Source organism: Kitasatospora sp. NBC_01287 (genome assembly GCF_026340565.1).
In the GTDB taxonomy this organism is placed as follows: Bacteria; Actinomycetota; Actinomycetes; order Streptomycetales; family Streptomycetaceae; genus Kitasatospora.
On record NZ_JAPEPB010000001.1, the window covers coordinates 6908199 to 6932690 of the forward strand.

Consider the following 24492-nt stretch of genomic DNA (forward strand, 5'->3'; position numbering starts at 1 on the left):
GGCCGCCGGGGAGGCCGGGGATTTTCGGGCTGGGTCCAGCGACTTCGCGCTCGGCCCAGCGACTTCGCGCTCAGCCCAGTGACGCGGTGGCGAGCTTGGCGGCGAACCCGAGGAACAGCGAGCCGACCCCGCCGGTCATCGACGCCGCCAGCCGCCTGCGTCGGCGGAACGCCGAGGCCAGGCGGTCGCCGCCGAGGATGAGCGCACTCAGGTAGGACAGCGAGAAGACCTGCACGATCGCCCCGAGCACGGTGAACGCCTCGGCCGGGTGGGCGGCGCGCGGATCGACGAACTGGGTGAAGAACGCCAGGAAGAAGAGGATCGCCTTCGGGTTGAGCAGGCTGACGATCAGCGCCTTGCGGAACGGACGTTCGCGGAACGGGCGTTCGCGGAACGGGCGTTCGCGGAACGGGCGTTCAGCGCCGGTCTCGGGCCGGGCCCCGGCCGACGGGCCGGTGCGGCGGCCGCGCAGCGCGGTTGCCGCCGAGCGCAGCATGCCGATGCCCAGGTAGCTGAGGTAGCCGGCGCCGAGCCACTTGATCACGTCGAAGGCCGCGGGCGAGCGCGTCAGCAGCGAGGCCGCGGGCGAGCGCGGTGACGGTGATCAGCGCCGTGTCGCCGAGGAACACCCCGAAGGCCGCGCGGTAGCCGACCCGCACCCCCTTGCGGGCCGCGACCGAGAGCACGTAGAGCGAGTTCGGTCCGGGCAGCAGGACGATGAGCAGCGCGCCCAGCGCGAACTCGGGGAGGTTGAGGGTGCCGAACATGTCTGGGCCTTTCCGGGAGCCGTCGTGTTGATCACCAAGTGTTACGGTGTCCCGGCGAATCCTGAAGGGGTGATCATGGGCGTTCCGGCCACCGCACCGAAAGAACCACGGCATCCGCGGCCATCCGCCGATGATCCCTCAGCCCGGTTCGACAGCCTGGACATCCGGCTGCTCGAACTGGTCCAGACCGAGGGCCGGATCACCCTCAGCGAGCTCGGCCGCCGGGTCAACCTGAGCCCCGCCGCGGTGTCCGAGCGGATCCGCCGCCTGGAGGAGGGCGGCACGATCACCGGCTACGCCGCCACCGTCTCCCCGGCCCGCCTCGGCTACGGCCTGCTCGCCTTCATCCGCCTCAGCCCCGCCGCCGGGATCGGGTTCCGCGACCCGCGGCTGCGGGAGATGACCGCCCGGCCCGAGGTCCTCGAAGCCCACCACCTCGTCGGCGAGGACGGCTGGATCCTCAAGGTCGCGGTACGGGACACCGCCCACCTCGAAGACCTGCTCGAACACGTCTCCGGCATCGGCCGCACCTCGACCTCGATCGTGCTCTCGACGCCGGTGCAGGGCAGGGTCCTGCCACCCGCGCAGTAGACGGGCTTGAGGCCGGTGAGCTCGCGTGTTCGGGTGTCGCCCATCCGCGGCCGAGTCCACCTGGGGCTCACGCTGCTACCGGAGCCCGCGCGGCCGAGCTCCACGACGGTGGAACTGACCGCCCGCCCGATCGCCGCGGAGTAGCAGGCCCCTTTCCAGCCAATCGAGTTGTACCCGCCAGGCGCCCTTCACGGCCCGGCGGGTGGCGGCGAGGATCGGCGGGACGGCACCCGGCGCCGCTCCTGCTGCGCCGGGCCGACCAGCGTCCATCGCACGCCACTTGGACCTGGTACTAGGTTCACCATGAGATCGGGTGCAGGTTTCATGGCACCGTCCTCCTGCGGTGCTCTAGCGTCGTGCCATGACGATTCCAGCCGGACTGAGACGCACGGTCCTCCGGGCGCAGCGGGACACCGGCTTTCTTGCCACTGGTGTGCTGCCGCACCTGGCGCTGGTGCCCGTGTGGGCCTGGGCGGCGGCGACCACCGCCAGGACGGGGAACTGGCTCCTTACGGCTTCCGTGTCGGCCGCCCTGGTCCTGCTCGGTACCCCGGTGCTGACGGCCGTTCAGCGGACTCGCTACCGGGTGCTCATCGGTGTGGACGTCCCCCGGCTCACCCCCACCGCGCCGGGACAGTGGACGTGGGCCTCGACCGCCCGGTGGCTCGCGGCGACCCGGCCTTGGCGCAAGATCGGCTACCACCTCCTGCTGGGCCCGCTGCTCGCGCTGCTGGAGCTGCTGGTGCTCGCGGTGGCAGCGGTGTGCCTCGCGGGCGCCATCGCCTACGCCTGGTCATGGGTGCTGCCAACCGGAATCCGCCAGGACTGGTTCGGCTACCTGACCCAGCTGCCGGCTTACACAGCGGCTGGACTCCTCCTCCTGTGCGCCCTGCCCTGGACCACGCGGGCGGTGGCCCGCGCCGAGGCGCGGCTGGCGTTGGGCCTGCTCGGGCCCAGCCGGGCGCAGCGGCTCCAGGAGCGGGTCGATCAGCTGGCCGTGAGCCGGACCGACTTGATCGAGGCCGTCGACGCGGAGCGCCGCCGGATCGAGCGCGACCTGCACGACGGCACCCAGCAGCGGTTGGTGTCTCTCGCGGTCAACCTGGGTCTGGCCATTGCCACCCGCCCGGACCTGCCGGGTGATGCCCGCGAGGTGATCGCGAGAGCGCACCTGGAGGCGAAGGAGGCGATCGCCGAACTCAATGACCTGGTGCGGGGGCTGCACCCGGCCGTGCTCGAAGACCGAGGTCTGGACGCGGCGTTGTCCGGGCTGGCTGCCCGCACGCCCCTGCCGGTGCGGCTGCGGGTCAATCTGGAGGAGCGGCTGGCGCCCAACGTGGAGTCAGTCGCGTACTTCGTGATCTCCGAGGCGCTGACCAATGCGACGAAGCACGCCAACGCGATGCGTGCGGAGGTGATGGTCCGTCAGGTCGGCGAGGTGCTGCGAGTGCGCGTCACCGACGACGGGCTGGGCGGTGCCGACGCCGCCGCCGGCACGGGGCTGACCGGGCTGGCCAAGCGGGTCGGCTCCCTCGACGGGGCCTTCCACGTCAGCAGCCCCGTTGGCGGGCCCACCACCATCACCGCGGAGCTGCCGTGCGCGCGGTGATCGCCGAGGATTCGGTGTTGTTGCGGGTCGGCCTGATCAAGGTGCTGGAGATGGGCGGGTTCCAGGTCGCCGCGGAAGCCGGCGACGCGGAGGGGCTGTTGGCGGCAGTGGCGGAGCACCGGCCCGAACTTGCCTTGATCGACGTCCGGATGCCGCCCGGCTTCACCGACGAGGGGGTGCGGGCGGCGATGGAGATCCGTCGGCGCTGGCCGGGGACGCCGGTGGTGCTGCTTTCGCAGTACGTGGAGGAGCGGTACGCGGCTGACCTGCTGTCTACGAACACCAGCGGTGTGGGCTACCTGCTCAAGCAGCGGGTTGCCGATGTCGCCGACTTCGTGGCGGCGGTCCGGCGAGTGGCGGCCGGGGGCACGGCCCTGGACCCGCAGGTCGTCGCCCAGTTGCTGCTGCGGCGCGACAGCGACCCGCTCGCGCGGCTGACCCCCCGCGAACGGGAGGTGCTCGGCCTGATGGCCGAGGGGCGCTCCAATGCCGGCATCGCGCAGGCGCTGGTGGTCAGCGAGAGCGCCGTGGCGAAGCACATCAACAACATCTTCGCCAAGCTCGACCTGCCCGTGGTCGACGCGGACCACCGCCGCGTCCTGGCCGTGCTGCGGTTCCTCGGAGCGTCCCGGGCCTGACCTTGGTTGACGCCGTGGGAGCCCCGGCGGCGGGGGTGCGGGCCGGGCCGCGTAGATTCCGGGCATGTCATCCGCCAGTTCGCAGGAGAAGGACCGGGACGGGACCACGCTGGAGGTCGCCTACCGGCTGCCGAGCCCCGTTGCCATGCTGCCCGCCCTCCTGCTCCCGCTGCTGCCCTCCGTGCGCCTGCTGTTCTCGGGGGACCAGCTCTCCACGGTCCTCGGGTACACCGACATCGTGCTGGTCGTCGCGGCCCTGGGGTTCGTCCTGACCGTGCTGCGCCGTCAGCGGGCGCAGGAGTGGGCACTGCGGCTGGACGCCGCCGGGGTCACCGTCCGGGGTGCGGGGACGGTTCCGTGGTCGGAGCTGCGTGAGGTCAGGTCGGTGGCCGGGCGGGGCCTGCGCCCGGCGGTCGTGGTCTTCACGGCCCGGCCGGGGGTCGTGCTCGCCGCGTTCCCCACCATGCTGCCGTTCGCCCGCTCGGAGCGTCGGGCCACCGCGCTGGTGAAGAAGTACGGCGGCCCGCTGGTGGTGCCGTCCGCCGGGCTGAGCGCGAGCCTGCCCGAGGTGCTCGCGGCGGTGCGGCGGTGCGGCGAGGTGCCGGTGAGGACCGGCTGACCGTCGGAGGGCTCGGCTAGTGTGCCCGGATGACCGATTCCTCCTACGTCTCCGCCGTGCGGGAGTCCTACGACACCGTCGCGGACGACTACGCGAAGCACGTCCCCGCCCCCGCCGAACTGGACGCGCTGTCACGCGCGATGCTGGCCGCGTTCGCCGAACTCGTGCGCAGCGCCGGCCCGGGGGTGGTCGCGGACCTGGGGTGCGGGCCCGGCAAGGTGACGGCCCATCTGGTGAAGTTGGGCGTGGAGGCGTTCGGCGTGGACGTGTCGCCGAGGATGATCGAGCTGGCGCGGGCGGCCCATCCCGAACTGCGGTTCAGCGTGGGCTCGATGACCGCGCTGGAGGTGGGCGACGGGGAGCTGGGCGGCATCCTGGCCCACTACTCCGTCCACCACACGCCGCCGGAGCTGCTGCCGGTGGTGTTCGCCGAGTTCCACCGCACCCTGGCGCCCGGTGGGCAGTTGATGATCGTCACCCGGGTGGTCGCCGCCGAGTACGAGCACGTGCGGCTGACGCACGCCTACGGTGAGCATCCCGCGCCCTTCGACTCGCATCTGCTGCCGGCGGACCGGATCGCCGAACTCCTGGAGCAGGCCGGGCTCGTGGTCACCGCGCGGCTGGTGCGGGAGCCGGGGGAGGGGATGAAGCGGCAGGTCGCGAGCCTGGTGGCCGGAAAGCCGGGGGCCGCTGGATCGCGCGGGAGGTGGGGAGGCGTAGATTCCGCCGTATGCCATTAGTTGGTTCGCAGGAGCAGGACCCGCGCCGGGCCGCGCTGGAGGTCGGGTACCGACGTCCGGGATCCGCCGGGTCGATACTCGTGCTCGTGCTACCGGCGTACTTCGCCGGCCGCTTCCTGGCTTCGCCGAATCACGTCCTCGTTGACCTCGGCTGGGTCGTCTCCGCGCTCTTCCCCGTGTTGGTGGTGTCCCTCCTGGTGGTGGAGCGCCGTCGGCGGACGCAAGGGTGGGCGCTGCGGCTGGACGCCGCCGGGGTCACGGTCCGGGATGCGGGGACGGTTCCGTGGTCGGAGCTGAGCGAGGTCCGCTGGACGGTCAGGCGGGGCCTGCGCCCGGCGGCCGTGGTCTTCACGGCCCGGCCGGGGGTCCCGCTCGCCGCCTTCCCCACGATGCTGCCGTTCGCCCGCTCGAAGTGGCGGGCCGCCAGGCTGGTGAAGCGCTATGGCGGCCCGCTGGTGGTGCTGTCCAGCCCCTTGCCCCCGCGCCTGCCTGAGGTGCTCGCGGCGGTGCAGCGGTACAGCGAGGTGCCGGTGACGACCGACTGACCGTCGGGGGGCTCGGCTCTGGCAGTCTGGTCCGTATGAAGACGAAGACGTATGAGACAAGTGGTGCGCCGTCCGTGACGGTTGACACGTTGTGCGATCGGATCGATGAGATGGACCGTGTCATCCATGCCTTCGTCTCCGATTCGGAGACGGGCGCCGCCCGGCGGGAACGCGTTCGCGGGGAGCTCCAACGGGTCCACGAGCGTTGGCCGGTCGCTGAGTCGCGACCGCCGTTGTTCGGCGTCCCGGTCGCGGTGAAGGACATCGTGAACGTGGACGGGCTGCCCACGCGAGGTGGCTCCGCGCTGCCCCCGGAGGTGTTCGAGGGCGGACAGGCAGGAGTCGTGGACCGGCTTCGCCATGCCGGAGCCCTGATCGCGGGGAAGACCGTGACGGCAGAGTTCGCGATGACTGCACCAGGCCCGACAGTTAATCCACACGCCCACGACCACACGCCCGGCGGCTCCAGCAGCGGGTCGGCGGCAGCGGTCGCAGCGGGAATGGTGCCGCTGGCCATCGGTACGCAGACGGTCGGGTCGATGATCCGTCCCGCGGCGTACTGCGGTGTCGTGGGGTTCAAGCCGACGGCCCGTCGGATACCGGTCGACGGCGTGATCGCCAACGTACCGACCCTCGACACCATCGGGGTCTTCGCCGCGACGCTCTCCGCCGTGGCGACGGCAGCGGCCGTGCTGTGCGACGGCTGGCAGCCGGTGCGGGACGTCGAGCGGAAGCGCCCAGTGCTCGGCGTGCCCGACGGGCCCTACCTGGAGCAGGCCGGAACGGAGGCGCGTGCGGCATTCGAAGCGCAGGTGGCAGCCCTGTCGAGCGCCGGGTTCCCCGTACGGCGCATCCCCATGTTCTCGGACCTCGCCCGTGCTGCCGACGACCTGTTCACGGTGAACCGCTACGAAGCCGCACAGAGCCACGCCGAGTGGTTCCCCCGGTACGGCGCCCTCTACCGACAGCAATCCGTAGCCACGATCCGTCAGGGGCAGGCGATCTCCCGGGAGCAGTACGAGCACGGGTTGCGACGACGGGAAGCCTTCCGGATCAGCCTGTCACAGGTGACCGACGAGGCAGACGTCGATGTCTGGATCTGCCCCGCTGCCACCGGCCCGGCACCGCACGGTCTGGCCGGCACGGGCAGCTCCGCCATGTGCCTGCCCTGGAGCTACGCCGGCTGGCCTTCCCTCTCCGTCCCCGCCGGGCGGACCGAGAACGGCCTGCCGCTCGGCCTGCAGTGCGTCAGCCCCGCAGGAAGTGACGAGCGGCTGCTGGACCGGGCGCAGGCCATCGAGACGCTGATGCCCCCCACTGGCTTCCCGCCCCACAGGTGACATGAGTCCGGCTGAAGCTGACGTCTGCGCGGGCCTGGGAGATGAGGTGGCTGTCATGGTGCATCGTCGATGGCCGGCCGCTCAGCGGATGATCAGTTCCCGGACGGCGTCGCTGACGCCGCTCCCGGAGGCGTAGTCGAACTGCCCTAGCTAGGGCCTGACCTGGTCGATCATCAGGCCGGTCTGCTCCACCGTCTCCCGCAGCAGGGCCTGCGAGGGGGACGCCACTGACCCCACGTCCGCTGGGTGTGGTTGCGGCGGACGCGGGGTCAGGTGGTCGGCAGGGCGCCCGACTTGAGTGCCGTGACGAAGGTGGCGAAGGCGGGCGCGGCGAAGGTCAGGGCGGGGCCGTCCGGGTCCTTGGAGTCGCGGACCGGGACGAGGCCGGTGGGGAGCAGGTCGCGGGAGGCCTCGACGCACTGGCCGCCGTTGCTGCCGCTGTGGCTGGACTTGAACCAGGTGGTGGTCATGCCAGCTCTCTTCCAGGCTCAGACGGTGCCGAAACCACCGGTCTTGATGCCCTGGATGAAGCCGGCGAAGGAGTCGGCGGGGAAGACGAGGGCCGGGCCGCCCGGGTTCTTGGAGTCACGGACGGGGACGAGGCCGCTGGGGCGCAGGTCGTGCGAGGTCTCGATGCAGTTGCCGCCGTTGTTGCCGCTGTAGGTGGCCTTGAACCAGGAGATCTGGGTCGGGAGCGGCTGGATTTCTGGGCTCACGTTGAGCAGTCCTTCCATGATACGGCGGATCAAGTCGGCTGACTCGGACGCCGAGAGGGCATCCGCTCGCAGCCGATCATAGTCCCGTGAGAGCCGCTCAATCTCGTCCGGCCGACGCGAAAAATGGCCACGCGTCACGCTCTCCGAGTAGATCACCTCGGTGCCGTCGGGCTGTCTCACCAGCGTGAAGCTTTCGGTCGTCGGGACACGGTCGCCCAACTCGTCCGGAGCGATCTGGACCACGATGTTCTTATAGCGCTCGATCACGTCGAGGATGTGCCTCAACTGGTGGTACATCACCAGGCCGCCGCCCACCATCCGACGCAGCACGCCCTCGTCGATGAGGAAGAAGGCCAGTGGGCCGTCCTCCGTGAGAAATCGGTCCTGGCGACTCATCCGCGCTGCCACCCGTTGTTCCAGAGTGGGTCCGTCTTTGTGCGCAGGACCTCGTGCGAGAAGGGCGCGGGCATATTCCGGCGTCTGCAACAGTCCCGGGATCGCAGAGACGCTGTAGTCACGGAAGAGAGCCGAGGTCGATTCAAATTTCACGAATTGCTTGAACCAATCCGGATGCTCGATCTCCCGGTGCCAATCCACCTTCCCCCACGCCCGCTCCAGCTGCCCGCCCGTGTCCAGCAGCACGTCCAGCCGCTGGACGGTCGACAGCTTCGGCACCCGTTCGGCCGACTCGAAGCGTGACAACAGCGAACTGTCACAGGGAACTTGGCGGGCGAGCGGAGCGATTTTCATACCGGCCGCCTCGCGCAGATCACGGAGCAGCCAGCCGAACCCTTCCGGGCTGAGCGGGGGAGCGACCTGTTCTGCGGAACGACGCGCGGCCATGTCCCAACCTACTTCCGTGCCATGGGGCTGATGTCAGGGATTTGGTCTCGCCAAGGTACTACGCAATGCCGATGCTTGTTAGCAGAATGCGACGAAAGGAAGTCGTTCAATGGCCAACCAATATGGTTCCACGCGCCTCGGAACGCTCATCGCCGACGCCCGCGACGACGCCCGCCGGGCGGTCGAAACGCTGCGCGCCGTCCTCGCCGAAGCCGGGCTCGCGCTGCCCTCGCTCGGCGAGGACTGGCAGGAGGGCTGGTTCACCGGCACGGTGCTGGTCGACCTCGGTCGCGCCAGGCCGGACGTGGTGCGCGGGATCGCGGAGTTGCTCGGAGACGGGTTGGCGGCCCGTGCCCAGCAGCGGAGTTGAGCCTCCTGAGGAGCGCGAGGTCCGTGAGGCGCGCGCCGCCGCCGAGCGCGCCGTCGCCCGGCTCGTGGACGCTCTCGCGGTGGCCGGCCTTCCGCCGCTGCCTTCGTTGGAGGGCGGCGGCAGCATCACCCGGACGACGGCCGGATACCACGTCCAGCTCGGCGGCTGCGGGGTCCGGACCGTCGAAGCCCTCACCCAGTACGTCGTTGACCACGCGCGCTGCACCGGCCGGGTCGTCCGGGGCGAGCTCCTGCCCGCTCGGCTGGCCGAACTGCCCGGTGTGCGCGAGGAAATGAGCCACCCGTGCGAGAAGTACCCCGGAACGGCGGCACCATGACGCTGCGCACCTACCGGATCAGCGGCTCCGGCGAGCGGACCGAACTCGCCCGCCTGGAGGTCTATCCCGGCGAGTCCTACTGGAGCGGCCCGATCAGCGGCGAGTGGCCGCCGTGCACCTGCCCCCGCTGCGCACCGATGCACCGCTCCCGGCTGCGCCGCGCGGGCCTGGCGCCGGGGCGGCGGAGCTGACGATAAATCAATTGATGACCGGTAGGAGCATGCCGACCCGGCGAAGGCCGCGTGGACGCGCCCCACGCGGCCCCATCGGAACCAGGGCCTACCCGGTGGTCGATCTGAATGGCGACCCCAACGCGCCCTTCCTCGTCCTGCTCGACGCCCTCGCCTCGGCCCTGGCAGTCCTGACGATCCGCCAGGTCGCCAAGGCCGAGGCGGCCACCGGTCGGAGAGGGGTAGCCCGGTCGGCCACGGCCACGGCCACGGCCACGGGCGCAGGCAGCGGCCGTGGCCGACCCGGTCAGTGCGCCGAGTACGCCCCCGCGTCGATGTCCTCGATGAGGGTCGGTCCGGTGGGCGTCCAGCCGAGCAGCTCCCGCGTCGCGGTGCTGGTCGCCCGGAGGTCCATGGTGAAGAAGTGGCCGATCCAGCCGAAGTGGCCCAGGGCGTCCTCGGCGGCGACCGAGGCGACGGGCAGGTCGAACGCGCGGCCGATCGCCTCCGCGATCTCGCGGGTGGGGACGCCCTGTTCGGCGACGGCGTGCAGGCGGGTACCCGCGGGTGCCTTCTCCAGGCCGAGGGCGACGAGGCGGGCGGCGTCGGAGCGGTGCACGGCGGGCCAACGGTTGGTCCCGTCACCGGGGTAGGCGGAGACGCCCTTCTCGCGGGCGACCGCGGCGATGGCCGCGATGAACCCGTGGTCGCGGGCGCCGTGCACGGTGGGCGAGAAGCGCAGGCTCACGCTGTGCACGCCCCGGTCGACGAATTCGAGCGCCAGGTTCTCGCTCCCGCCGCGCGGGGAGTCCGGGCCGTGGGCCGAGGACGGGTCGCTCTCGGTGGCGGGCCTGCCCAGGGCGAGGCCGGCGACGCCCGATGCCAGCAGGAACGGGCGGCCGGTGCCGGCGAGCGTGTCGCCGATGGTCTGGACGGCGGCGCGCTCGGCCGCGCTGGAGACGGCCGGGTTGACGAAGTCGTGCTTGTTCGCGAGATGGATGACGGCCTCGGCGCCCTCGGCGCCGGCCCGGATGCTGTCCAGGTCGTCCAGGTCCCCGCGGCGGACGTGGACGCCCTTCGCCCGCAGGGCCGCGGCGGACGCGTCGGACCTGGCCAGTCCGGTGACCTCATGGCCCTTGGCGAGCAGCTCGTCGACCGTGGCGGAGCCGATCCATCCGGAGGCTCCGGTGACGAAAACGTGCATGGTGATCTCCTCCGACACCCCGCGGGCACGCGGGGATTGATCCGAGTGGTTGCCGGTAGCGACTGATGTCAGTCACAGACATAGCGTACTACTTTTTGAAGACAGTCACTGTCATCGCTACACTTGGCCGCATGGCGCGTTGGGAACCGGGGGCTCCGGAGCGGTTGCAGAAGGCGGCGCTCGAACTGTTCGCGACCCGCGGCTACGAGCAGACGACCGCCACCGAGATCGCCCAGTCCGTCGGCCTGACCGAGCGCACCTTCTTCCGCCACTTCAGCGACAAGCGCGAGGTCCTGTTCCACGGGCAGGACGCGTTCGTCCAGGCGTTCCTCACCGGCGTGGACACCGCGCCGCCCGACGCGTCCCCGATCGAGATCGTCGCCTGCGCCCTGCGGTCGGCGGCGGGCCTGTTCCCGGACGAGCGCCGGTCCCACTCCCGCACGCGGCAGTCGGTGATCGAGCAGAACCCCGCGCTGCGGGAACGCGAGGCGCACAAGCTCGCCGGCCTCGCCACCACCGTCGCCGACGCCCTCCGCGCGCGCGGCGTCGGCGAAGTCGCCGCCACCCTGGCTGCGGAGTCGGGCACCACCGTCTTCGGGATCGCCTTCGCTCAGTGGATCCGCGAGGGCGAGCGGCGTTCCCTCGCCGACCTCTCGGCGGAGGTGCTCGGCGAACTGCTCACCCTGACCCGCAAGGTGACGGTCCCGCGCACCATCGGGTGACGGCACGGCGGCCTCGGCGCGCGGCGTGCGCGTGAAGTGCCCGACGTTCCGCCGAGTTGACGTTCCGCCGAGTTGGCCCGTGCCGGGGCCGACCCGGAGACTCGCGTAACTCCGAACGGGTGGACCTGCTGCTGTCCGGACATGCTGACCCGCGAGGTCGGGGACGCGATGGTGACGGTGTCGTGGGAGGCGCGGGCACGTTGGTGGTACCCCGTGCCGGCCTCCTCCCCTGGACGGCCTACAGCCCGGGGTGTCGCGTTCCGGGCGCCAACTGCGTGCGCACATCATGCGACATGATCCGCAACCGGACCGCGCTGTTCTGCGCCGCCACCGCCCTGCTCGCCGCCGCCACCGTCCCTGGCACCGCGGCCGCCGTCACCACCCTCGCCCCGCGCGAGGTCCAGCCCTGCGTCCGCTCGCCGCACCCCGTCGATGGCCCGGGCAGCCGGGTGCTGGAGACGGTGCGGCAGGCGAAGAAGGACCTCGACCTCAAATCCGTGCTGGTGCGCGTCACCGTGGACGGCCACGAGCTGGTCACCGACGCCTTCGGCGAGTCGATGACGGGCGTGCCCGCCGAGCCGGGCATGCACTTCCGAGCGGGCTCGATGGCCTTCCCCTTCATGACCAACGCGCTGCTCCAGCTGGTCGAGGAGGGCAAGGTGGGGCTCGACGACCCGATCGCCCGCTGGCTGCCCGACGCGCCGCACGCCGACCGGATCACCCTGCGGATGCTCGGCGCCACCACCTCGGGCCTGCACGACTACGTCACCGACCCGGACTTCCAGGCCCAACTGGAGGCCGAGCCGTTCCGCCACTGGACGCCCGAGGAACTGGTCGGAATCGCCGCCGGCCACCCGCTCTGGTACAAGCCCGGCACCAACTGGAGCTACTCGCACGCCAACTTCGTGCTCCTCGGCGCGGCTCTGGAGAAGATCACCGGCACCCGGCTCGACCAGTTGCTGGAGCAACGCGTCACGGGCCCGCTCGGCCTGCGCGACACCCAGAACAACTTCACCCCGGACATCCCCGGCCCCGTCCTGCACGCGTTCACCTCCGAACGCGGCACGTACGAGGAGTCGACCTTCTGGAACCCGTCCTGGACCACCGGCCCCGGCGCCGTGATCACCACCCACATCTGCGACCTGGCACGCTCGGCCGAGGCCATCGGCACCGGGAAGCTGCTCTCGCCGAGCAGCTTCCGGACCCAGCTCGACCCCGGCACGGTCGGTCTCGGCGGGCCTACGGACAAGTGCCCGCCGACCGCCTGCCTGCCCGACTTCAACACCGAGTCGAACCACTTCGGGCTCGGTCTGATCGTCGCCAACGACTGGATCGTGGAGAACCCGTCGTTCTCCGGCTACGCGGCGATCGAGGCCTACTACCCCGAGCAGCGGGTGGCGATCGCGGTGGCCACCACCGAGAACTGCGACACCCCGGACGGGAACACGGCCGAGGTCATCGCCAAGCAGGTCTCGGCGGTGCTGGTGCCCGACCACCCGCTGAAGTAGCGCTGTGCGGTCCCGGCGCCGGGCACACCGTCAGCCCACGCTGACGGTGTGCCCCAGCAGCCGCATCCGCTGGTCGCTCTCCTCGTCGCTCGGGGTGAGCACCAGCAGCTGCAGCTCGTCCGGTGCGCGCAGGGTCAACTGTTCGATCCGCAGCAGGCCGACCGCCTCGTGTCGCAGTTCTTTGACCGGGGCGTTGGAGCGGTCCTGCACCTGGTGCTCGTCCAGCCAGCGGTTCGCCTGCGGGTAGTGGTCCCGCAGCCGGTGGATGAGCTCGGCCAGCTGTCGCCCGCCGGCGGTGCCGTTGCCGCCGAGCTGGGCGTAGTCGGCACGCAGTTGGGCCAGCAGGCGGCGGGCGTGCCGCTCCCAGTCCACCGTGCGCTCGCGGGCGGGGCGGTGGGCGAACATGATCCAGGCGATGTTGCGGTCCTCCGGCTCCCAGCGCGAGAAGTCGAAGAGGGCCTCGGCCTCGGAGTTCCAGGCGCGGACGTCCCAGCCGCCGTCGATCAGGAAGGCGGGCCACGGCGACTGCGCGCGCACCAGGCGGACCAGGGCGGCGGGCGGTTCGGCGGGCGCGATGGTGCCGCGCGGGACGGGCCGGCTGCCGGCCAGCCGGAAGAGGTAGTCGGTCTCGGCCGGGCTGAGCCGCAGCGTGCGGGCCAGGCTGCCGAGCACCTCGGGGGAGGGGTTGATGTCGCGCCCCTGCTCCAGCCAGGTGTACCAGGTGACCCCGACCCCGGCGAGCACCGCCAACTCCTCGCGCCGCAGCCCCGGTGTGCGCCGCCGCAGGCCCGGTGCCATGCCGACCTCGGCGGGGGTCAGGCGGGCTCTGCGGGTGCGCAGGAAGTTCGCGAGCGCGTCACGTCGCATCTGATGCTGCGTCATATCTGTTCCCCCCGTTGATCTTTCACTCGCAGGATGAGGAGTGGCTGTCGAAGCTGGTGTCCACCCGGCGCAGCAGCGCGTGCAGTTGGGCGACCTCGTCGGCGTCCAGGTCGGCGAAGGCCTCGCGCTCGACGGCGCCGACCGCCGCCTCGACGGTGGCCGCGGCGGCGAGCCCGGCCGGGGTGATCGCCACCAGGTGGCGGCGCCGGTCGGCCGGGTCGCGGCGGCGCTCGGCCAGGGCGTCGCGCTCCAGGTCGTTGAGGATCGCGACCAGGGTGCTCGGGTCCACGGTGAGTGCCTCGATCAGCGCCTGCTGGCTGACCGTGCCGGTGTCGGCCAGCCGCAGCAGCAGCGCGCCGTGCCGGGGGCCGAGCCCGCTGACCGCCAGTGCCTCGCGCAGCCGCAGCTTCATCAGCCGGCCGTGCCGGGCGAGTAGGAAGCTCAGCCGGTCGGTGGCGGTGGCGCGGGCGGCGGCGGAGGTCATGCCGCCATCGTATCGCCGCCGGGGAAACGGTGGATGTTCGGAAACCGTTCGCGAACGCCAACGAATGGGTACGCTGGAGGACGGCCGCGAGCGATCGCCGCCCGCCGTGGTGGCGATGAAGAGTGCGGCGATGAACAGCGCTGCGATGAACAGCGCTGCGGTGAACAGCGTTGCGATGAACAGCGTTGCGATGAAGAGTGCGGCGATGAGGTGCGGCGAATGATCAATGGCGCCGACGAACGATCGCCCCTGACCGACCGGCCCTGAACCCGAGGGAGTGTGTCGATGACCGGCACCGAGGCCGTCCCCACCGAGACCGACCACCAGCCGACCCCCAGCCGCCGGACCGTCCACCTCGCGATGGCCGGGCTGATGCTCGGCATGCTGATGGCGATGCTCGACAACCTGATCGTCAGCACCGCCCTGCCCACCATCGTCGGCGACCTGGGCGGCCTGGCCCGGCTCTCCTGGGTGGTCACCGCCTACGCGCTCGGTGCCGCCGTCACCACCCCGTTCTGGGGCAAGCTCGGCGACCTGCACGGCCGCAAGATCATGTTCATGGCCGCGATCGTGCTCTTCCTGATCGGCTCCGCGCTGGCCGGGCTCTCCCAGGGCATGAACCAGCTGATCGGCTTCCGCGCCGTGCAGGGCCTGGGCGCGGGCGGCCTGATGGTCGGCGCGATGGCCACCCTCGGCGACCTGGTGCCGCCGCGCGAGCGGGGACGCTACATGGGCCTCATCGGCGGCATGATGCCGATCGCCTTCGTCGGCGGCCCGCTGCTCGGCGGCTTCCTCACCCAGCACCTCAGCTGGCGCTGGTGCTTCTACGTCAACGTGCCGCTCGGCGTGGTGGCACTGCTGGTCACCGGCCTGGGCATGAAGCTGCCGCGCCGCCGGCTGCGGGCCCGGCTCGACTACCTGGGCGGCGCGCTGCTCACCGTCGGCGTGGTCGCCGTGACGCTGGTGGCCAGTTGGGGCGGCGGGCAGTACCCGTGGGCCTCGGCGCCGATCCTGCTGCTGAGCTGCCTGGCGGCGCTGGCCCTGGGCGCGTTCGTCCTCTCGCAGCACAGGGTGCCCGAGCCGATCCTGCCGCCGCACATGTTCCGCGACCGCAACTTCACCGTGGCGCAGGTGCTCAGCTTCCTGGTCGGCGCGGCGATGTTCGGCGCGGTCAACTTCCTGCCGCAGTACATGCAGTACGTGCAGGGCGCCTCGCCCACCGCGAGCGGGCTGCTGCTCCTTCCGCTGATGTTCGGCATGCTGGCCGTGATGCTGACGGCGGGTCAGATCACCAGTCGCACCGGGCGGTACCGGGTCTTCGTGATCACCGGCGGCGCGGTGCTGACCGCCGGGATGCTGGTGCTGCTGCTCCTGCGGGTGGACACCGCGCTGCTGGTGGCCTCGCTGCTCACGGTGGTGGTCGGCCTCGGGATGGGCTTCCTGATGCAGAACACCATGCTGATCACCCAGAACAGCGTGGAACTGCGCGACATGGGCGCGGCCAGTGGGGCGGTCACGCTCTTCCGCACCATCGGCGGCTCGCTGGGCATCGCGCTGCTCGGCTCGCTCTACACGCGTGGGCTCGACCACCGGTTGGCGGCGCGGCTGGGCGCGGCCCAGGGGCACGCGTTGATCTCGGCGCACGTGCCGCCGTCCGCCGTGCGGGCGCTGCCCGGCCCGGCGCGGGAGGCGTTCGAGGCGGCGGTGGTCTCCGGGGTGCACGAGGTGTTCCTGGGCGGGGCGCTGCTGGCGGCGGTGGCGTTCGCGGTCAGCTGGCTGATCCGCGAGGTGCCGCTGCGCGGGTCGGTGCCGGGTTCGGCGCCCGCTGAGCGAGCCGGGTCGGTGGCCGCTGAGTAGTAGCGCCGCTACCAGTATCGCCACGCACTGCTGGCGGCGGTGCGGGGGCGGGAGGCTGAGGGCAGTCGAGAACACGTGAGTTGAGGGGACGAACAATGACTGCCCGTCGAATGGTTCTGGCCGCCCTGCTGGCCGCCGCAGCGACGGCCGCCGTCGCGGCGGCTCCGATGGCCGAGGCCGCCACCCCGGTGGTGGTGCGCGGTTCGGGTGCCGGCGTGCACCCCGAGAGTGTGAGTTGGGACGCGGCGCACCACCGCTTCGTGGTCAGCGGGCTGCGGCACGGCACGGTGAGCACGGTGGGGCCCGACGGCGTGGCGCACACGCTGGTCGACGACCCGTCGGTGCTGGTCTCGGTGACCGGCATCAAGGTGGACGACGCCCGCAACCGGGTGCTGGTCTGCGACGCCGACCCCGGCGTGGGTGTGCGCAGCGGCCCGGCCACGGTGAAGCAGCTGGCCGGGCTGGGGAGTTACGACCTGCGGACCGGCAAGCGGCTGTGGTACGTCGACCTGGCGGCGGTGGCCGCTGACGGCGGCCCGCACTTCGCCAACGACGTCGTCTTCGACCAGGACGGCACGGCGTACGTGACCGACTCGTTCGCGCCGATCGTCTACCGGGTGACCGCCGACGGGCACGCCTCGGTCTTCGTCCGGGATGACCGACTGGCCGCGCCGCAGGGCCAGTTCGGTCTGAACGGCATCGTGCTGACCGGCGGTCGCCTGGTGCTGGGCAACTACGCCACCGGTTCCGTCTGGGAGGTGCCGGTGAACCACCCCACCGACGTGCGCGAGGTGGTCTCCGACCCCCGGCTGACCGGCCTGGACGGCCTGGTGGCGGACGGGCGCGGCCAGATCGAGGGCGTCACCAACACCCTGGGCGGCGGTGGCGCGGACCAGGTGGTGCGGCTGCGCTCGGGTGACGGGTGGCACACGGCCTCGGTCGTGGTCCGCCCGTCGGCCGACCCGGGCCCGACCGGGGTGACCCGGGGCCCGGGCGGCGCGGTCTTCACGCTGTCGGGGGAGCTGGGCCCGCTGTTCGCCACCGGGACGACCAGCGACGCGTTCACGCTGCGCCGGGTGTGAGGCGCCCGGTGTGAGGCGCCCGGTGTGAGGCGGCTCGGGCATGGGTCGGGTCGGGCATGGGGCGGGTCGGGCGCTCGGGGTCGGGCCCGCCTCAGAGTTCCTTGGTCAGCCGGAACTGCCGGGCGTACGGGGTGTAGCCGAGGCGGTTGTTGACGGCCAGCATCGGGAGGTTCTCGGCGTCGTTGTTGGTGAACGCCTCGGTCAACCCGGCCGCCTTGGCCCGGTGCAGCGAGGCCAGCTTGGCCAACTTGGCCAGGCCGCGCCCGCGGTACCGGGGACGGGTGGAGGTGCCCGCCGACCAGTAGCGGGTGCCACCGTCGCTCTGCACGGTGGTGAGCGCGGCCGGCTCGCCGTCGGCCAGCACCACGATGGTCAACTCCCGCTGCTGGTCGGGGCGGGACCAGGTCATGTCGTACCAGACCCCGTAGTCGAGCGTGTCCAGCTCCAGGTCGCCCGGCTCGTCGAGCAGGCCCTCCTCGTCGAGCAGGTAGATCGGGCGGGGGTCGTCCAGGTAGTCGGCCCCGGTGCGCAGTTGGACGCCCGGCGGCAGGGCGGGCACCGGCGGCAGCTCACCGGTCAGGTCGAGCCGCGCGATCTGCGAGGCCCGGCCGGCCCGGTAGCCGTAGCGCCCGGTGACGGCGAGGGAGGCCTCGTCCTCGTCGCCCCAGCCGTGCAGGTGGGTGGCGCCCAGCCCGCGCAGGTACTCCTCGCCCGCCGCCAGCAGCGCGCCGCCCGCGCCCTTGCCCCGGTACTCGGGCAGCACCGAGACGTTCAGCTCGGCCTGGTTCGGGGTGCCGGCGTTGGGGATCAGGCTGCACCGGGCCGAGCCCACCACCACACCGTCCAGTTCGGCCAGCAGCAGCCGGTAGCGCAGGTCGGCCGGCACGATCTTCACCTGCCAGGCCACCACCTCCGCCGTGGTCATCAGGTAGGGCCGTCCGGCCTGGTAGCAGGCGGCGGCCGCGGCGGCGTCGGCCGCGGTGAAGTCACGGATCTGAAGGGTCATCGCACGAACCTTAGTGAGGGCGGTCGCTGTTGTCACTGGTTCGCCGGGCAGCGCGGGTGGGCCCTAGGATCAGGGGATTCGGCTGGTGGGGCGGTACGGCGGCGCGGGCGCCACGGTGGCGGGTCGGTGGGCCGGCGTCCCGGTACGGGGGAGTGGCATGAGCGAGGTCGGGCCCGGCTGCACGCTGACCAGTGACGAGGACGAGGACGACTTCTGGGGCCGCGCCACCGCGACCACCGGCCTCTTCACGCCCCTGCGGGACGGCTCCCGCCGGGTGCGCCTGCTCGGCTGCGCGCCGCGGGGCGGCCTGCGGGCGGCCGCCGAGCGGATCGGTACCGAGCGGATCGGCACCGGGCGGGCACCGGCGGGCAACGCCAACGTGCTGCTGCTGGACGCGGGCGGCGCGGTGATGGGCGAATACTTCGTCAACAGCGTGACGGTGGAGGCGGTGCGGCCGGCCGGCGGCACGAGGGGCGGCACGGCCGCCGGCGGGGACGGGCCGGCCGAGCTGCTCGACCTCACCGTGCGCCTGTGGTGCGCCAACGCGCTGCCGCACGCCGGGTGGCCGTGGGAGCTGCGCCGCACCGGCACCCTGGACCGGCCTGGCCTGTGGCGCTCACTCGGCCCCGCCGGCCGGCGCGGCTGGCTCTCCGTCGCGCTCTTCCACCATGCCTACCGCGAGCTGCCCGATCAGCCGGGCGGGACGACCTACCAGCTGGACGGCCGCCACGTCGTGGACGAGGACAGCTTCTACTGCGCCCTCGGCGAGGCGGTGAACGGCCCCGGCGGCTACTTCGGTTGGAACCTGGACGCCCTCGACGACTGCCTCTCCGGCCGCTGGGGCGCGCTGCCCCCGCTCACCGTGGAGTGGCGGCACAGCAAGTCCGGACGCGAGCACCTGCCCGCGCCGTTCCTCGCGACCGTGCTGGAGATCTTCGCGGAGCGCGGCAGCACCCTGACGCTGCGCTGAGCGGGGCGGGCGGCCCGACTCCGGCTCACCCGTTCACCGCCGCGTAGGCGCCGCGGTACAACTCCGCGACCTGGATGGCGTGTTCGCGGCACTCCCCGACGGTGCCGGCGTGGTTGGCGAGGTAGTCGGCCCGGTGGTACGCCTTGGCGGTCTCCGGACGCCGTTCGATCTCCACGATGGTGGCCCAGTGGGCGACGAAGGCGCGGATCGGGTTGACGCTGCCCGCCTCGATCGCTTCCGCCATGGCCCTGGTCTGCCCGTCCGCCGGCTCCGGCAGGCGGTCCGCCGCGACAACGGCGAGCGCGGCCTTGAGCGCCGCGGGGCTCTTCGAGGGGCGGGGAACGAGCTCGACCCGATCACGCACAGCGGCATTCTCCCCCTCACGGCCCGGGCGGAGCATGCCTGCACGACTCTTGACGCCGAGGTGGAGGTGGTGCGTTTACTTGGCTACTTGTTTGATTATGTGCGGTTCCGATTGGTTCGCACGGGATGGGTGGGTCGATGGGTCTCTTTCGGTTCGGACACGCACTGCGCGGGGGCTCGCGGCCGCCGCTGGGGCGGGCCGCGCTGGTGGCGGTGGTGGTGGCGGGTTCGCTCTCCGGGGTGGTCGCCGCGGGGCCGGCGCCGGTGCGGGCCGCGCGCGCTCTGTCCGCAGGGGCGGTGGGGCTGACGCCCACGCCGCCGATGGGGTGGAGCAGTTGGGACTACGTGCGGAAGAACCCCAGCGCCGCGAACATCGAGGCCGAGGCCGACTACCTGGTCAGCAGCGGGCTGAGCGCGTCGGGCTACACCATGGTCAGCATCGACGACTTCTGGATGTCCTGCGGCACCTACAGCGCGGCGCTCGGGCACGACACGTACGACACGGACGCGAACGGGTACTGGACGCCCAGCGCCGCCTTCCCCGGCGGGATCAAGCCGGTGGCCGACTACGTCCACAAACTGGGCCTGCAGCTGGGCATCTACCTGACGCCGGGCCTGCCCTGGTCCGGTGACGGGAAGCCGATCGCCGGCACCGGCTACAGCACGGACCAGATCAAGCAGTCCGCCACCACCGGGCAGGACGAGACCAACTACAACTGCGCGACGACCACCGGCGGCCGGCCGGGCGGCAACAGCGGCATGGACTACATCGACTACGACACCCCGGCCGCGCCCGGCGCCGGCCAGGCCTACGTCAACGGGTGGGCGGACCTGCTGGCCTCCTGGGGCGTGGACCACCTGAAGCTCGACGGGGTGGGCTCCAACGACACCGCCGACATCGCGGCCTGGAGCGGCGCCCTGCGGCAGGCGCCGCGGCCGATCAGCCTGACCCTGTCGAACGGCGGCGGAGTGGGCATCGGCATCGCGTCGACGGCCGCGCAGGACGCGAACACCTGGCGGATCGACGGCGACGTCAACTCCTACCAGGGCAACGCCGTCTACCCGCTGACCTCGTGGTCGAACGTGTCGAGCCGCTTCGACGACGCCGCGGCCTGGGCCTCCTGGGGTGGCGGCGGCCACTGGAACGACCTGGACTCCATCGAGGTCGGCAACGGGAGCAGCGACGGCATCACGGTGGACGAGCGGGGGTCGATGCTGGCCCTGTGGGCGATGGCCTCCTCGCCGCTGATGATCGGCGCCGACCTGACCCACCTGGACGCCGGTGACCTGGCGATGCTGAAGAACCCCGGGCTGATCCGGGTGGACCAGGCAGGCGCCGCCGCGACCCGCGTGTACGACCAGAACGGGCTGCAGGTGTGGCGCAAGGCCGTCAGCGGCGGCGAGAGTGACGTGGCCTTCTTCAACACCTCGGGCACGGCGGCGACCTACGACCTGGGGAGCTACCTGCCCGCCCTCGCGCTGAGCGGCGGCGGCACGGTGACCGACGTCCTGGGCAATGCGGGCCTGCAGGCCGGACCGCTGGGCGCCGCCGACCGGACGGTCACCGTGCCCGCGCACGGCGCCGCGATCGTCGACGTCAGCGGCCCGGCGGGCTGGCAGCCGGCCGGCTGCGGCACCTCGTCGGCCGTCACGGTGCCCGCCGGTGACCACACCGCGCGGGTGCTGGTGGCGGGCGCGCCGGGGCAGACCGGCTGGGGTGTCAACGGCGGCGGTGGAAACCCCGGCGGGGCCGGCGGCGCGGTCCTGGCGACGTTCGGGGTGACGCCGGGTCAGACGATCTCGGCGGTCAGCGGGTGCACCTCCAGCACGAACGGCGGCGGGGCCGGCTGGTCGACCGGTGGGTCCAGCATGTCCGGCGGCGGGACGGGCGGCGGTTCCTCGGCCGTCTGCGCGGCCGCCACCTGCGCGGCCGGTGGCGGCACGCCCCTGGTGGTCGCCGGCGGTGGCGGCGGTGGCGGTGGGGGCACCTGCGCGGGGTACTGGGGATGGCGCGGCGGTGACGGCGGCGGACCGGCCACCTCGCTGACCGCCGACCCCGGTGCGACCGGCTCGGGGCCCAGCGGTGCCAACGGGGTGGCCGCCGGGAACCCGGGTGGCACCGGTGGCGCCGACAACGGCTCGGCCGGGAACAACGGATCCCCGAACGGGGGCGGCGGCTGGGTGCACGACGGCGACTCCGGCGGCGGCGCCGGCTTCGTGGGCGGCTGGGGCGGCAACGACTGGGGCGGCGGCTGCCAGTCCCAGGGCGGCGGCGGGGGCGGCTCGTCCTGGGTGGCCGGCACGGCGAACCCGGGCACCGGGTACGCGACCAGCCAACTGGCCGGCGTCACCGTCTGGTTCAGCTGAGTCTGGTTCAGCTGACCGGACGGGCCGGTAGGACGCTCACGCGGCGCTGGACGCCACCTGGCGGCGGGCCGCGGCGCCCGGTATCGCCCCGTCCGCGTCCGCCCCGTCCGCCCCGTCCGCCCCGCCCGTCGCGGTTGCCGCCGCCACCGCGTAGCGGCGCAGCAGCAGCCGGGCGATCTCGGGCGCCGCGCCGAGCACCGGGGCGAGCAGATCGGCCCCGGCGGCCTCGGCGGCGTCGGCGATCCGGTCCGGGAGCAGGCCGGGCGCGAGCAGGTACGGGGCCACCGCCGTGCGCCGCACGCCCGCCGCGCGGAGTTCCGCGAGCGCCTCCGGCACCTGCGGCCCGCCCGCCGAGGCGTAGGCGACGGTGACCGCGCCCCAGCCGCGGCGGCGCTGCCAGGCGGCGGCCAGCGCGCGGGTGGCGGCGTCGGCGGCGGGATCGGAGGAGCCGGCCGCCGCGAGCACCACGCCGGTGCGGGCGCGGGTGGCGGGGGAGGCGGTGGCCAGACCGGCTTCGGCCAGGCGGCGCTCCAGGGCGGTGAGCAGCAGCGGGTCGGGGCCGAGCACGTCCGCGACCGGCAGGCCGGCACCCGCCGAGCGCAGGGCGGCGGGGATGTCGTGCTTGGCGTGGAAGGCGCGGTTCAGCAGCAGCGGCACGGCCACGGCCGGTTCGCCGGCCAGCCGCCGCACCACCTGGGGGATGCGCGGCGCGCAGTGGTCCAGGTAGGCGGTGGCGACGTCGAGGCCGGGCCGCTGGGCGCGCACCTCCCGCACCAGGGCCTCGACCGTGGCGGCGTGCCGCGGGTCGCGGCTGCCGTGGGCGATCAGCAGCAGGGTGGGGGAGGTGCGCATGGTGTCATCGTCCCGTCTGCAGCAGGCCCCGGCTGCGCAGCACGCGGCGCTCGATCGGGCTGAAGATCAGCAGGTCGATGGCGACACCGACGGTCAGGATCAGGATGATGCCGAGCAGCACGCCGGACATGTCGGAGGCGTCGCGCTGGTTCTCCAGGTAGCGGCCCAGGCCCAGGCCCAGGTCGGGTGAGGAGGCGATCAGCTCGGCGGCCATCAGCGAGCGCCAGGAGAAGGCCCAGCCCTGCTTGAGGCCGGCCAGGTAGCCGGGCAGCGCGGCGGGCAGCAGGATGTGCCGGGCGCCGCTGAAGCCGCGCGCGCCCAGGGTGCGCCCGGCCCGCAGGAAGAGCGGTGGCACCTGGTCGACGCCGGAGACCAGACCGTTGGCGATGGAGGGGATGGCGCCGAGCAGGATCACGGCGTACATCGCCTGGTCGTCGATGCCCAGCCAGATGACGGCGGCCGGCACCCAGGCCACCGAGGGCAGCGACTGCAGGCCGGAGAGCACCGGGCCCAGTGCCGCGCGGGCGAACTTGACCCGGGCGACCAGCAGGCCGATCGGGGTGCCGATCACCACGGCGGCGGCGAAGCCGGTGATGCCGCGCCAGACGCTGGTCCAGATGATCGAGAAGAGCGTGCCCTGGTCCCAGAGGTCGGTCAGGCTGTGCCAGACGTCCACCGGGCTGGGCAGCTTGTACTCGGGGGTGACGTGCAGGCTGAAGAGCAGCTGCCAGACGCCGAGCACCAGCAGCACGCCGAGCACCGGCGGCAGCACCTTGTCGCGCAGCAGCTGGGCGGGGGAGGCGCGGTGGAGCTGGACGGCGTCCAGCGCGTCCAGGCCGGCCTCGACACCGGCCAGGTCGTGCGCGGGCTCGCGCCCGGGAGGTGCTTCGGCCGCGGCCGAGCCAGCGGGCTCGACGGCGGGCTCGATGGCGGGGGTGGTCTCAGTGCTGGCCATGGCGGCGGATCTCCCCACGCAGGTGCTCGGTGATCTCGACGGACAGGTCCGCGACGGCGGCGGACTCGATGCGGCGCGGCTGCGGCAGGTCGACCTGCCACTCGCGGGCCACCCGGCCGGGCCGCGAGGAGAGCAGCACGACCCGCTGGGCCAGCCGCACCGCCTCGCGCACGTTGTGGGTGACGAACAGGACGGTGAGCTCGCGCTCCTGCCAGATCCGGGTGATCTCCTCGTGCAGCACGTCGCGGGTGATCGCGTCGAGCGCGGCGAAGGGCTCGTCCATCAGCAGCACGCTGCTGCCCTGGGCGAGCGCGCGGGCCAGCGCGACGCGCTGGCGCATGCCGCCGGAGAGCTCGTGCACCCGCTTGCCGTAGGAGCCGCCGAGGCGGACCAGGCCGAGCAGTCGCTCGGCCTCGGTGCGGCGCTCGGCGCGCGGCACGCCGTTGAGGCGCAGCGCGAGTTCGATGTTCTTGCCGGCGGTCAGCCAGGGGAAGAGCGCGTGCTCCTGGAACATCAGGGCCGGGCGACCGCCGGGCACCTCGATGCTGCCCGCGGTCGGCTCGTCCAGGCCGGCGACCAGGTTGAGCAGGGTGGACTTGCCGCAGCCGGAGGCGCCCAGCAGGCAGAGGAACTCGCCCGGGGCGACGTCGAGGGTGATGTCGTCCAGCACCGGCGTGGCGCTGCCGGGACGACCGAAGGACTTGTGCACGCCGGCGATCCGGACGGCGGGCTGCTCGGCCCGGGCCGCGACGGCGGAAGCGTCGTTCGGGGTGGTCAGTGCCTGGCTCATAGCGGGCACCTCCTGGCGTGAGTGTGGCGAGCGTGTGGCAGGCGGGTGGCGAGGGGAGGAGACGGGTGGCGAGCGGAGAGGACGGGGGCCGGGGTCCACCCCCGCCCGGTCCCTGTGATTGGGCATCGACCGGGACCGGGCGGGGGCGGACCCCGGAGTCAGGGG

27 protein-coding genes and 1 pseudogene are annotated in these 24492 nt (G+C 72.7%); 17 read left to right on the forward strand and 11 right to left on the reverse strand.

Features of this window, described 5'->3' with window-relative positions:
• Nucleotides 1-70: 70 nt before the first annotated feature.
• Nucleotides 71-767 (reverse strand): annotated as a pseudogene (gene leuE / locus OG455_RS30235) (leucine efflux protein LeuE).
• 75 nt (nt 768-842) lie between these two features.
• Here leuE and OG455_RS30240 point away from each other — a divergent pair.
• From OG455_RS30240 to OG455_RS30270, 7 genes are all read left to right on the forward strand, one after another.
• Entirely contained in the window at nt 843-1358 is a 516-nt protein-coding gene (locus OG455_RS30240; RefSeq protein ID WP_266299133.1) for an Lrp/AsnC family transcriptional regulator, read from the forward strand.
• Nucleotides 1359-1719: 361 nt separating this feature from the next.
• On the forward strand, nt 1720-2967 hold the full coding sequence (locus tag OG455_RS30245) for a histidine kinase (RefSeq protein WP_266299135.1): 1248 nt from the start codon (nt 1720-1722) through the stop codon (nt 2965-2967).
• Entirely contained in the window at nt 2955-3605 is a 651-nt protein-coding gene (locus OG455_RS30250; RefSeq protein WP_266299137.1) for a response regulator transcription factor, read from the forward strand. Before OG455_RS30245 ends, OG455_RS30250 begins: the two co-directional genes overlap by 13 nt.
• A 64-nt stretch (nt 3606-3669) precedes the next feature.
• Nucleotides 3670-4224 (forward strand): hypothetical protein, encoded by a 555-nt coding sequence (locus tag OG455_RS30255; RefSeq protein ID WP_266299139.1) that lies wholly within the window; start codon nt 3670-3672, stop codon nt 4222-4224.
• Nucleotides 4225-4253: 29 nt separating this feature from the next.
• A complete protein-coding gene (locus OG455_RS30260; RefSeq protein ID WP_266299141.1) occupies nt 4254-4964 on the forward strand; it encodes a class I SAM-dependent methyltransferase in 711 nt (236 codons plus the stop codon).
• Nucleotides 4955-5509 (forward strand): hypothetical protein, encoded by a 555-nt coding sequence (locus OG455_RS30265; RefSeq protein WP_266299143.1) that lies wholly within the window; start codon nt 4955-4957, stop codon nt 5507-5509. The genes OG455_RS30260 and OG455_RS30265 overlap by 10 nt, the downstream gene beginning before the upstream one ends.
• Before the next feature lie 35 nt (nt 5510-5544).
• Nucleotides 5545-6849: an amidase gene (locus OG455_RS30270; RefSeq protein WP_266299145.1), complete on the forward strand. Its 1305-nt coding sequence runs from the start codon at nt 5545-5547 to the stop codon at nt 6847-6849.
• Between the two features lie 269 nt (nt 6850-7118).
• On the opposite strand, the gene OG455_RS30275 is transcribed toward OG455_RS30270, so the two are convergent.
• Both OG455_RS30275 and OG455_RS30280 read right to left on the reverse strand, forming a co-directional pair.
• Entirely contained in the window at nt 7119-7319 is a 201-nt protein-coding gene (locus tag OG455_RS30275) for a DUF397 domain-containing protein (RefSeq protein ID WP_266299147.1), read from the reverse strand.
• 18 nt (nt 7320-7337) lie between these two features.
• Nucleotides 7338-8408: a Scr1 family TA system antitoxin-like transcriptional regulator gene (locus OG455_RS30280; RefSeq protein WP_266299149.1), complete on the reverse strand. Its 1071-nt coding sequence runs from the start codon at nt 8406-8408 to the stop codon at nt 7338-7340.
• Nucleotides 8409-8517: 109 nt separating this feature from the next.
• Here OG455_RS30280 and OG455_RS30285 point away from each other — a divergent pair, with 109 nt between their 5' ends.
• From OG455_RS30285 to OG455_RS30295, 3 genes are read left to right on the forward strand one after another with little or no spacing between them, the layout of a single operon-like run.
• Nucleotides 8518-8778 carry a hypothetical protein gene (locus OG455_RS30285; protein ID WP_266299151.1) on the forward strand — a complete coding sequence of 87 codons (261 nt, stop codon included), beginning with the start codon at nt 8518-8520 and terminating at the stop codon, nt 8776-8778.
• A complete protein-coding gene (locus OG455_RS30290; protein WP_266299153.1) occupies nt 8759-9115 on the forward strand; it encodes a hypothetical protein in 357 nt (118 codons plus the stop codon). The genes OG455_RS30285 and OG455_RS30290 overlap by 20 nt, the downstream gene beginning before the upstream one ends.
• Nucleotides 9082-9306, forward strand: a complete 225-nt coding sequence (locus OG455_RS30295) for a hypothetical protein (RefSeq protein WP_266299155.1) — start codon at nt 9082-9084, stop codon at nt 9304-9306. Before OG455_RS30290 ends, OG455_RS30295 begins: the two co-directional genes overlap by 34 nt.
• Nucleotides 9307-9592: 286 nt before the next feature.
• On the opposite strand, the gene OG455_RS30300 is transcribed toward OG455_RS30295, so the two are convergent.
• The gene (locus OG455_RS30300) at nt 9593-10489 is read right to left on the reverse strand and encodes an SDR family oxidoreductase (RefSeq protein WP_266299157.1); all 897 of its coding nucleotides are present in this window, start codon (nt 10487-10489) and stop codon (nt 9593-9595) included.
• Nucleotides 10490-10620: 131 nt separating this feature from the next.
• On the opposite strand from OG455_RS30300, the gene OG455_RS30305 reads away from it, so the two are divergent.
• Complete coding sequence (locus OG455_RS30305) at nt 10621-11211, forward strand: TetR/AcrR family transcriptional regulator (protein WP_266299159.1); 591 nt, start codon at nt 10621-10623, stop codon at nt 11209-11211.
• Between the two features lie 293 nt (nt 11212-11504).
• Nucleotides 11505-12719 (forward strand): serine hydrolase, encoded by a 1215-nt coding sequence (locus OG455_RS30310; RefSeq protein WP_266299161.1) that lies wholly within the window; start codon nt 11505-11507, stop codon nt 12717-12719.
• A gap of 30 nt (nt 12720-12749) precedes the next feature.
• Here OG455_RS30310 and OG455_RS30315 read toward each other — a convergent pair whose 3' ends face one another.
• Both OG455_RS30315 and OG455_RS30320 read right to left on the reverse strand, forming a co-directional pair.
• On the reverse strand, nt 12750-13601 hold the full coding sequence (locus OG455_RS30315; protein WP_266299163.1) for a helix-turn-helix transcriptional regulator: 852 nt from the start codon (nt 13599-13601) through the stop codon (nt 12750-12752).
• A gap of 22 nt (nt 13602-13623) precedes the next feature.
• Nucleotides 13624-14085: a MarR family winged helix-turn-helix transcriptional regulator gene (locus OG455_RS30320; RefSeq protein ID WP_266299165.1), complete on the reverse strand. Its 462-nt coding sequence runs from the start codon at nt 14083-14085 to the stop codon at nt 13624-13626.
• A gap of 64 nt (nt 14086-14149) precedes the next feature.
• Here OG455_RS30320 and OG455_RS30325 point away from each other — a divergent pair, with 64 nt between their 5' ends.
• The 3 genes from OG455_RS30325 to OG455_RS30335 all read left to right on the forward strand — a co-directional run bounded on the left by OG455_RS30325 (nt 14150) and on the right by OG455_RS30335 (nt 17024).
• A complete protein-coding gene (locus OG455_RS30325) occupies nt 14150-14308 on the forward strand; it encodes a hypothetical protein (RefSeq protein ID WP_266299167.1) in 159 nt (52 codons plus the stop codon).
• A 62-nt stretch (nt 14309-14370) separates the two neighbouring features.
• Nucleotides 14371-15942, forward strand: coding sequence for an MDR family MFS transporter (locus OG455_RS30330; protein WP_266299169.1), 1572 nt, complete (start codon nt 14371-14373; stop codon nt 15940-15942).
• Nucleotides 15943-16037: 95 nt separating this feature from the next.
• Nucleotides 16038-17024 carry a hypothetical protein gene (locus OG455_RS30335; RefSeq protein WP_266299171.1) on the forward strand — a complete coding sequence of 329 codons (987 nt, stop codon included), beginning with the start codon at nt 16038-16040 and terminating at the stop codon, nt 17022-17024.
• 91 nt (nt 17025-17115) lie between these two features.
• Here the strand turns inward: OG455_RS30335 and OG455_RS30340 are convergent, their stop codons facing one another.
• The gene (locus OG455_RS30340) at nt 17116-18030 is read right to left on the reverse strand and encodes a GNAT family N-acetyltransferase (protein WP_266299173.1); all 915 of its coding nucleotides are present in this window, start codon (nt 18028-18030) and stop codon (nt 17116-17118) included.
• A gap of 157 nt (nt 18031-18187) precedes the next feature.
• Here OG455_RS30340 and OG455_RS30345 point away from each other — a divergent pair, with 157 nt between their 5' ends.
• The gene (locus tag OG455_RS30345) at nt 18188-19000 is read left to right on the forward strand and encodes a barstar family protein (RefSeq protein WP_266299175.1); all 813 of its coding nucleotides are present in this window, start codon (nt 18188-18190) and stop codon (nt 18998-19000) included.
• Nucleotides 19001-19025: 25 nt separating this feature from the next.
• On the opposite strand, the gene OG455_RS30350 is transcribed toward OG455_RS30345, so the two are convergent.
• Nucleotides 19026-19364 (reverse strand): hypothetical protein, encoded by a 339-nt coding sequence (locus tag OG455_RS30350; protein ID WP_266299178.1) that lies wholly within the window; start codon nt 19362-19364, stop codon nt 19026-19028.
• Nucleotides 19365-19501: 137 nt separating this feature from the next.
• On the opposite strand from OG455_RS30350, the gene OG455_RS30355 reads away from it, so the two are divergent.
• Nucleotides 19502-21730 carry a hypothetical protein gene (locus OG455_RS30355; RefSeq protein WP_266299180.1) on the forward strand — a complete coding sequence of 743 codons (2229 nt, stop codon included), beginning with the start codon at nt 19502-19504 and terminating at the stop codon, nt 21728-21730.
• Nucleotides 21731-21766: 36 nt separating this feature from the next.
• Here the strand turns inward: OG455_RS30355 and OG455_RS30360 are convergent, their stop codons facing one another.
• The 3 genes from OG455_RS30360 to OG455_RS30370 are packed head-to-tail and all read right to left on the reverse strand — an operon-like array spanning nt 21767 to nt 24327.
• Nucleotides 21767-22582, reverse strand: coding sequence for a sirohydrochlorin chelatase (locus tag OG455_RS30360; protein ID WP_266299182.1), 816 nt, complete (start codon nt 22580-22582; stop codon nt 21767-21769).
• Between the two features lie 4 nt (nt 22583-22586).
• Nucleotides 22587-23537 carry an ABC transporter permease gene (locus OG455_RS30365; protein WP_266299184.1) on the reverse strand — a complete coding sequence of 317 codons (951 nt, stop codon included), beginning with the start codon at nt 23535-23537 and terminating at the stop codon, nt 22587-22589.
• Complete coding sequence (locus OG455_RS30370) at nt 23524-24327, reverse strand: ABC transporter ATP-binding protein (protein ID WP_266299186.1); 804 nt, start codon at nt 24325-24327, stop codon at nt 23524-23526. Before OG455_RS30370 ends, OG455_RS30365 begins: the two co-directional genes overlap by 14 nt.
• Nucleotides 24328-24492 lie beyond the last annotated feature (165 nt).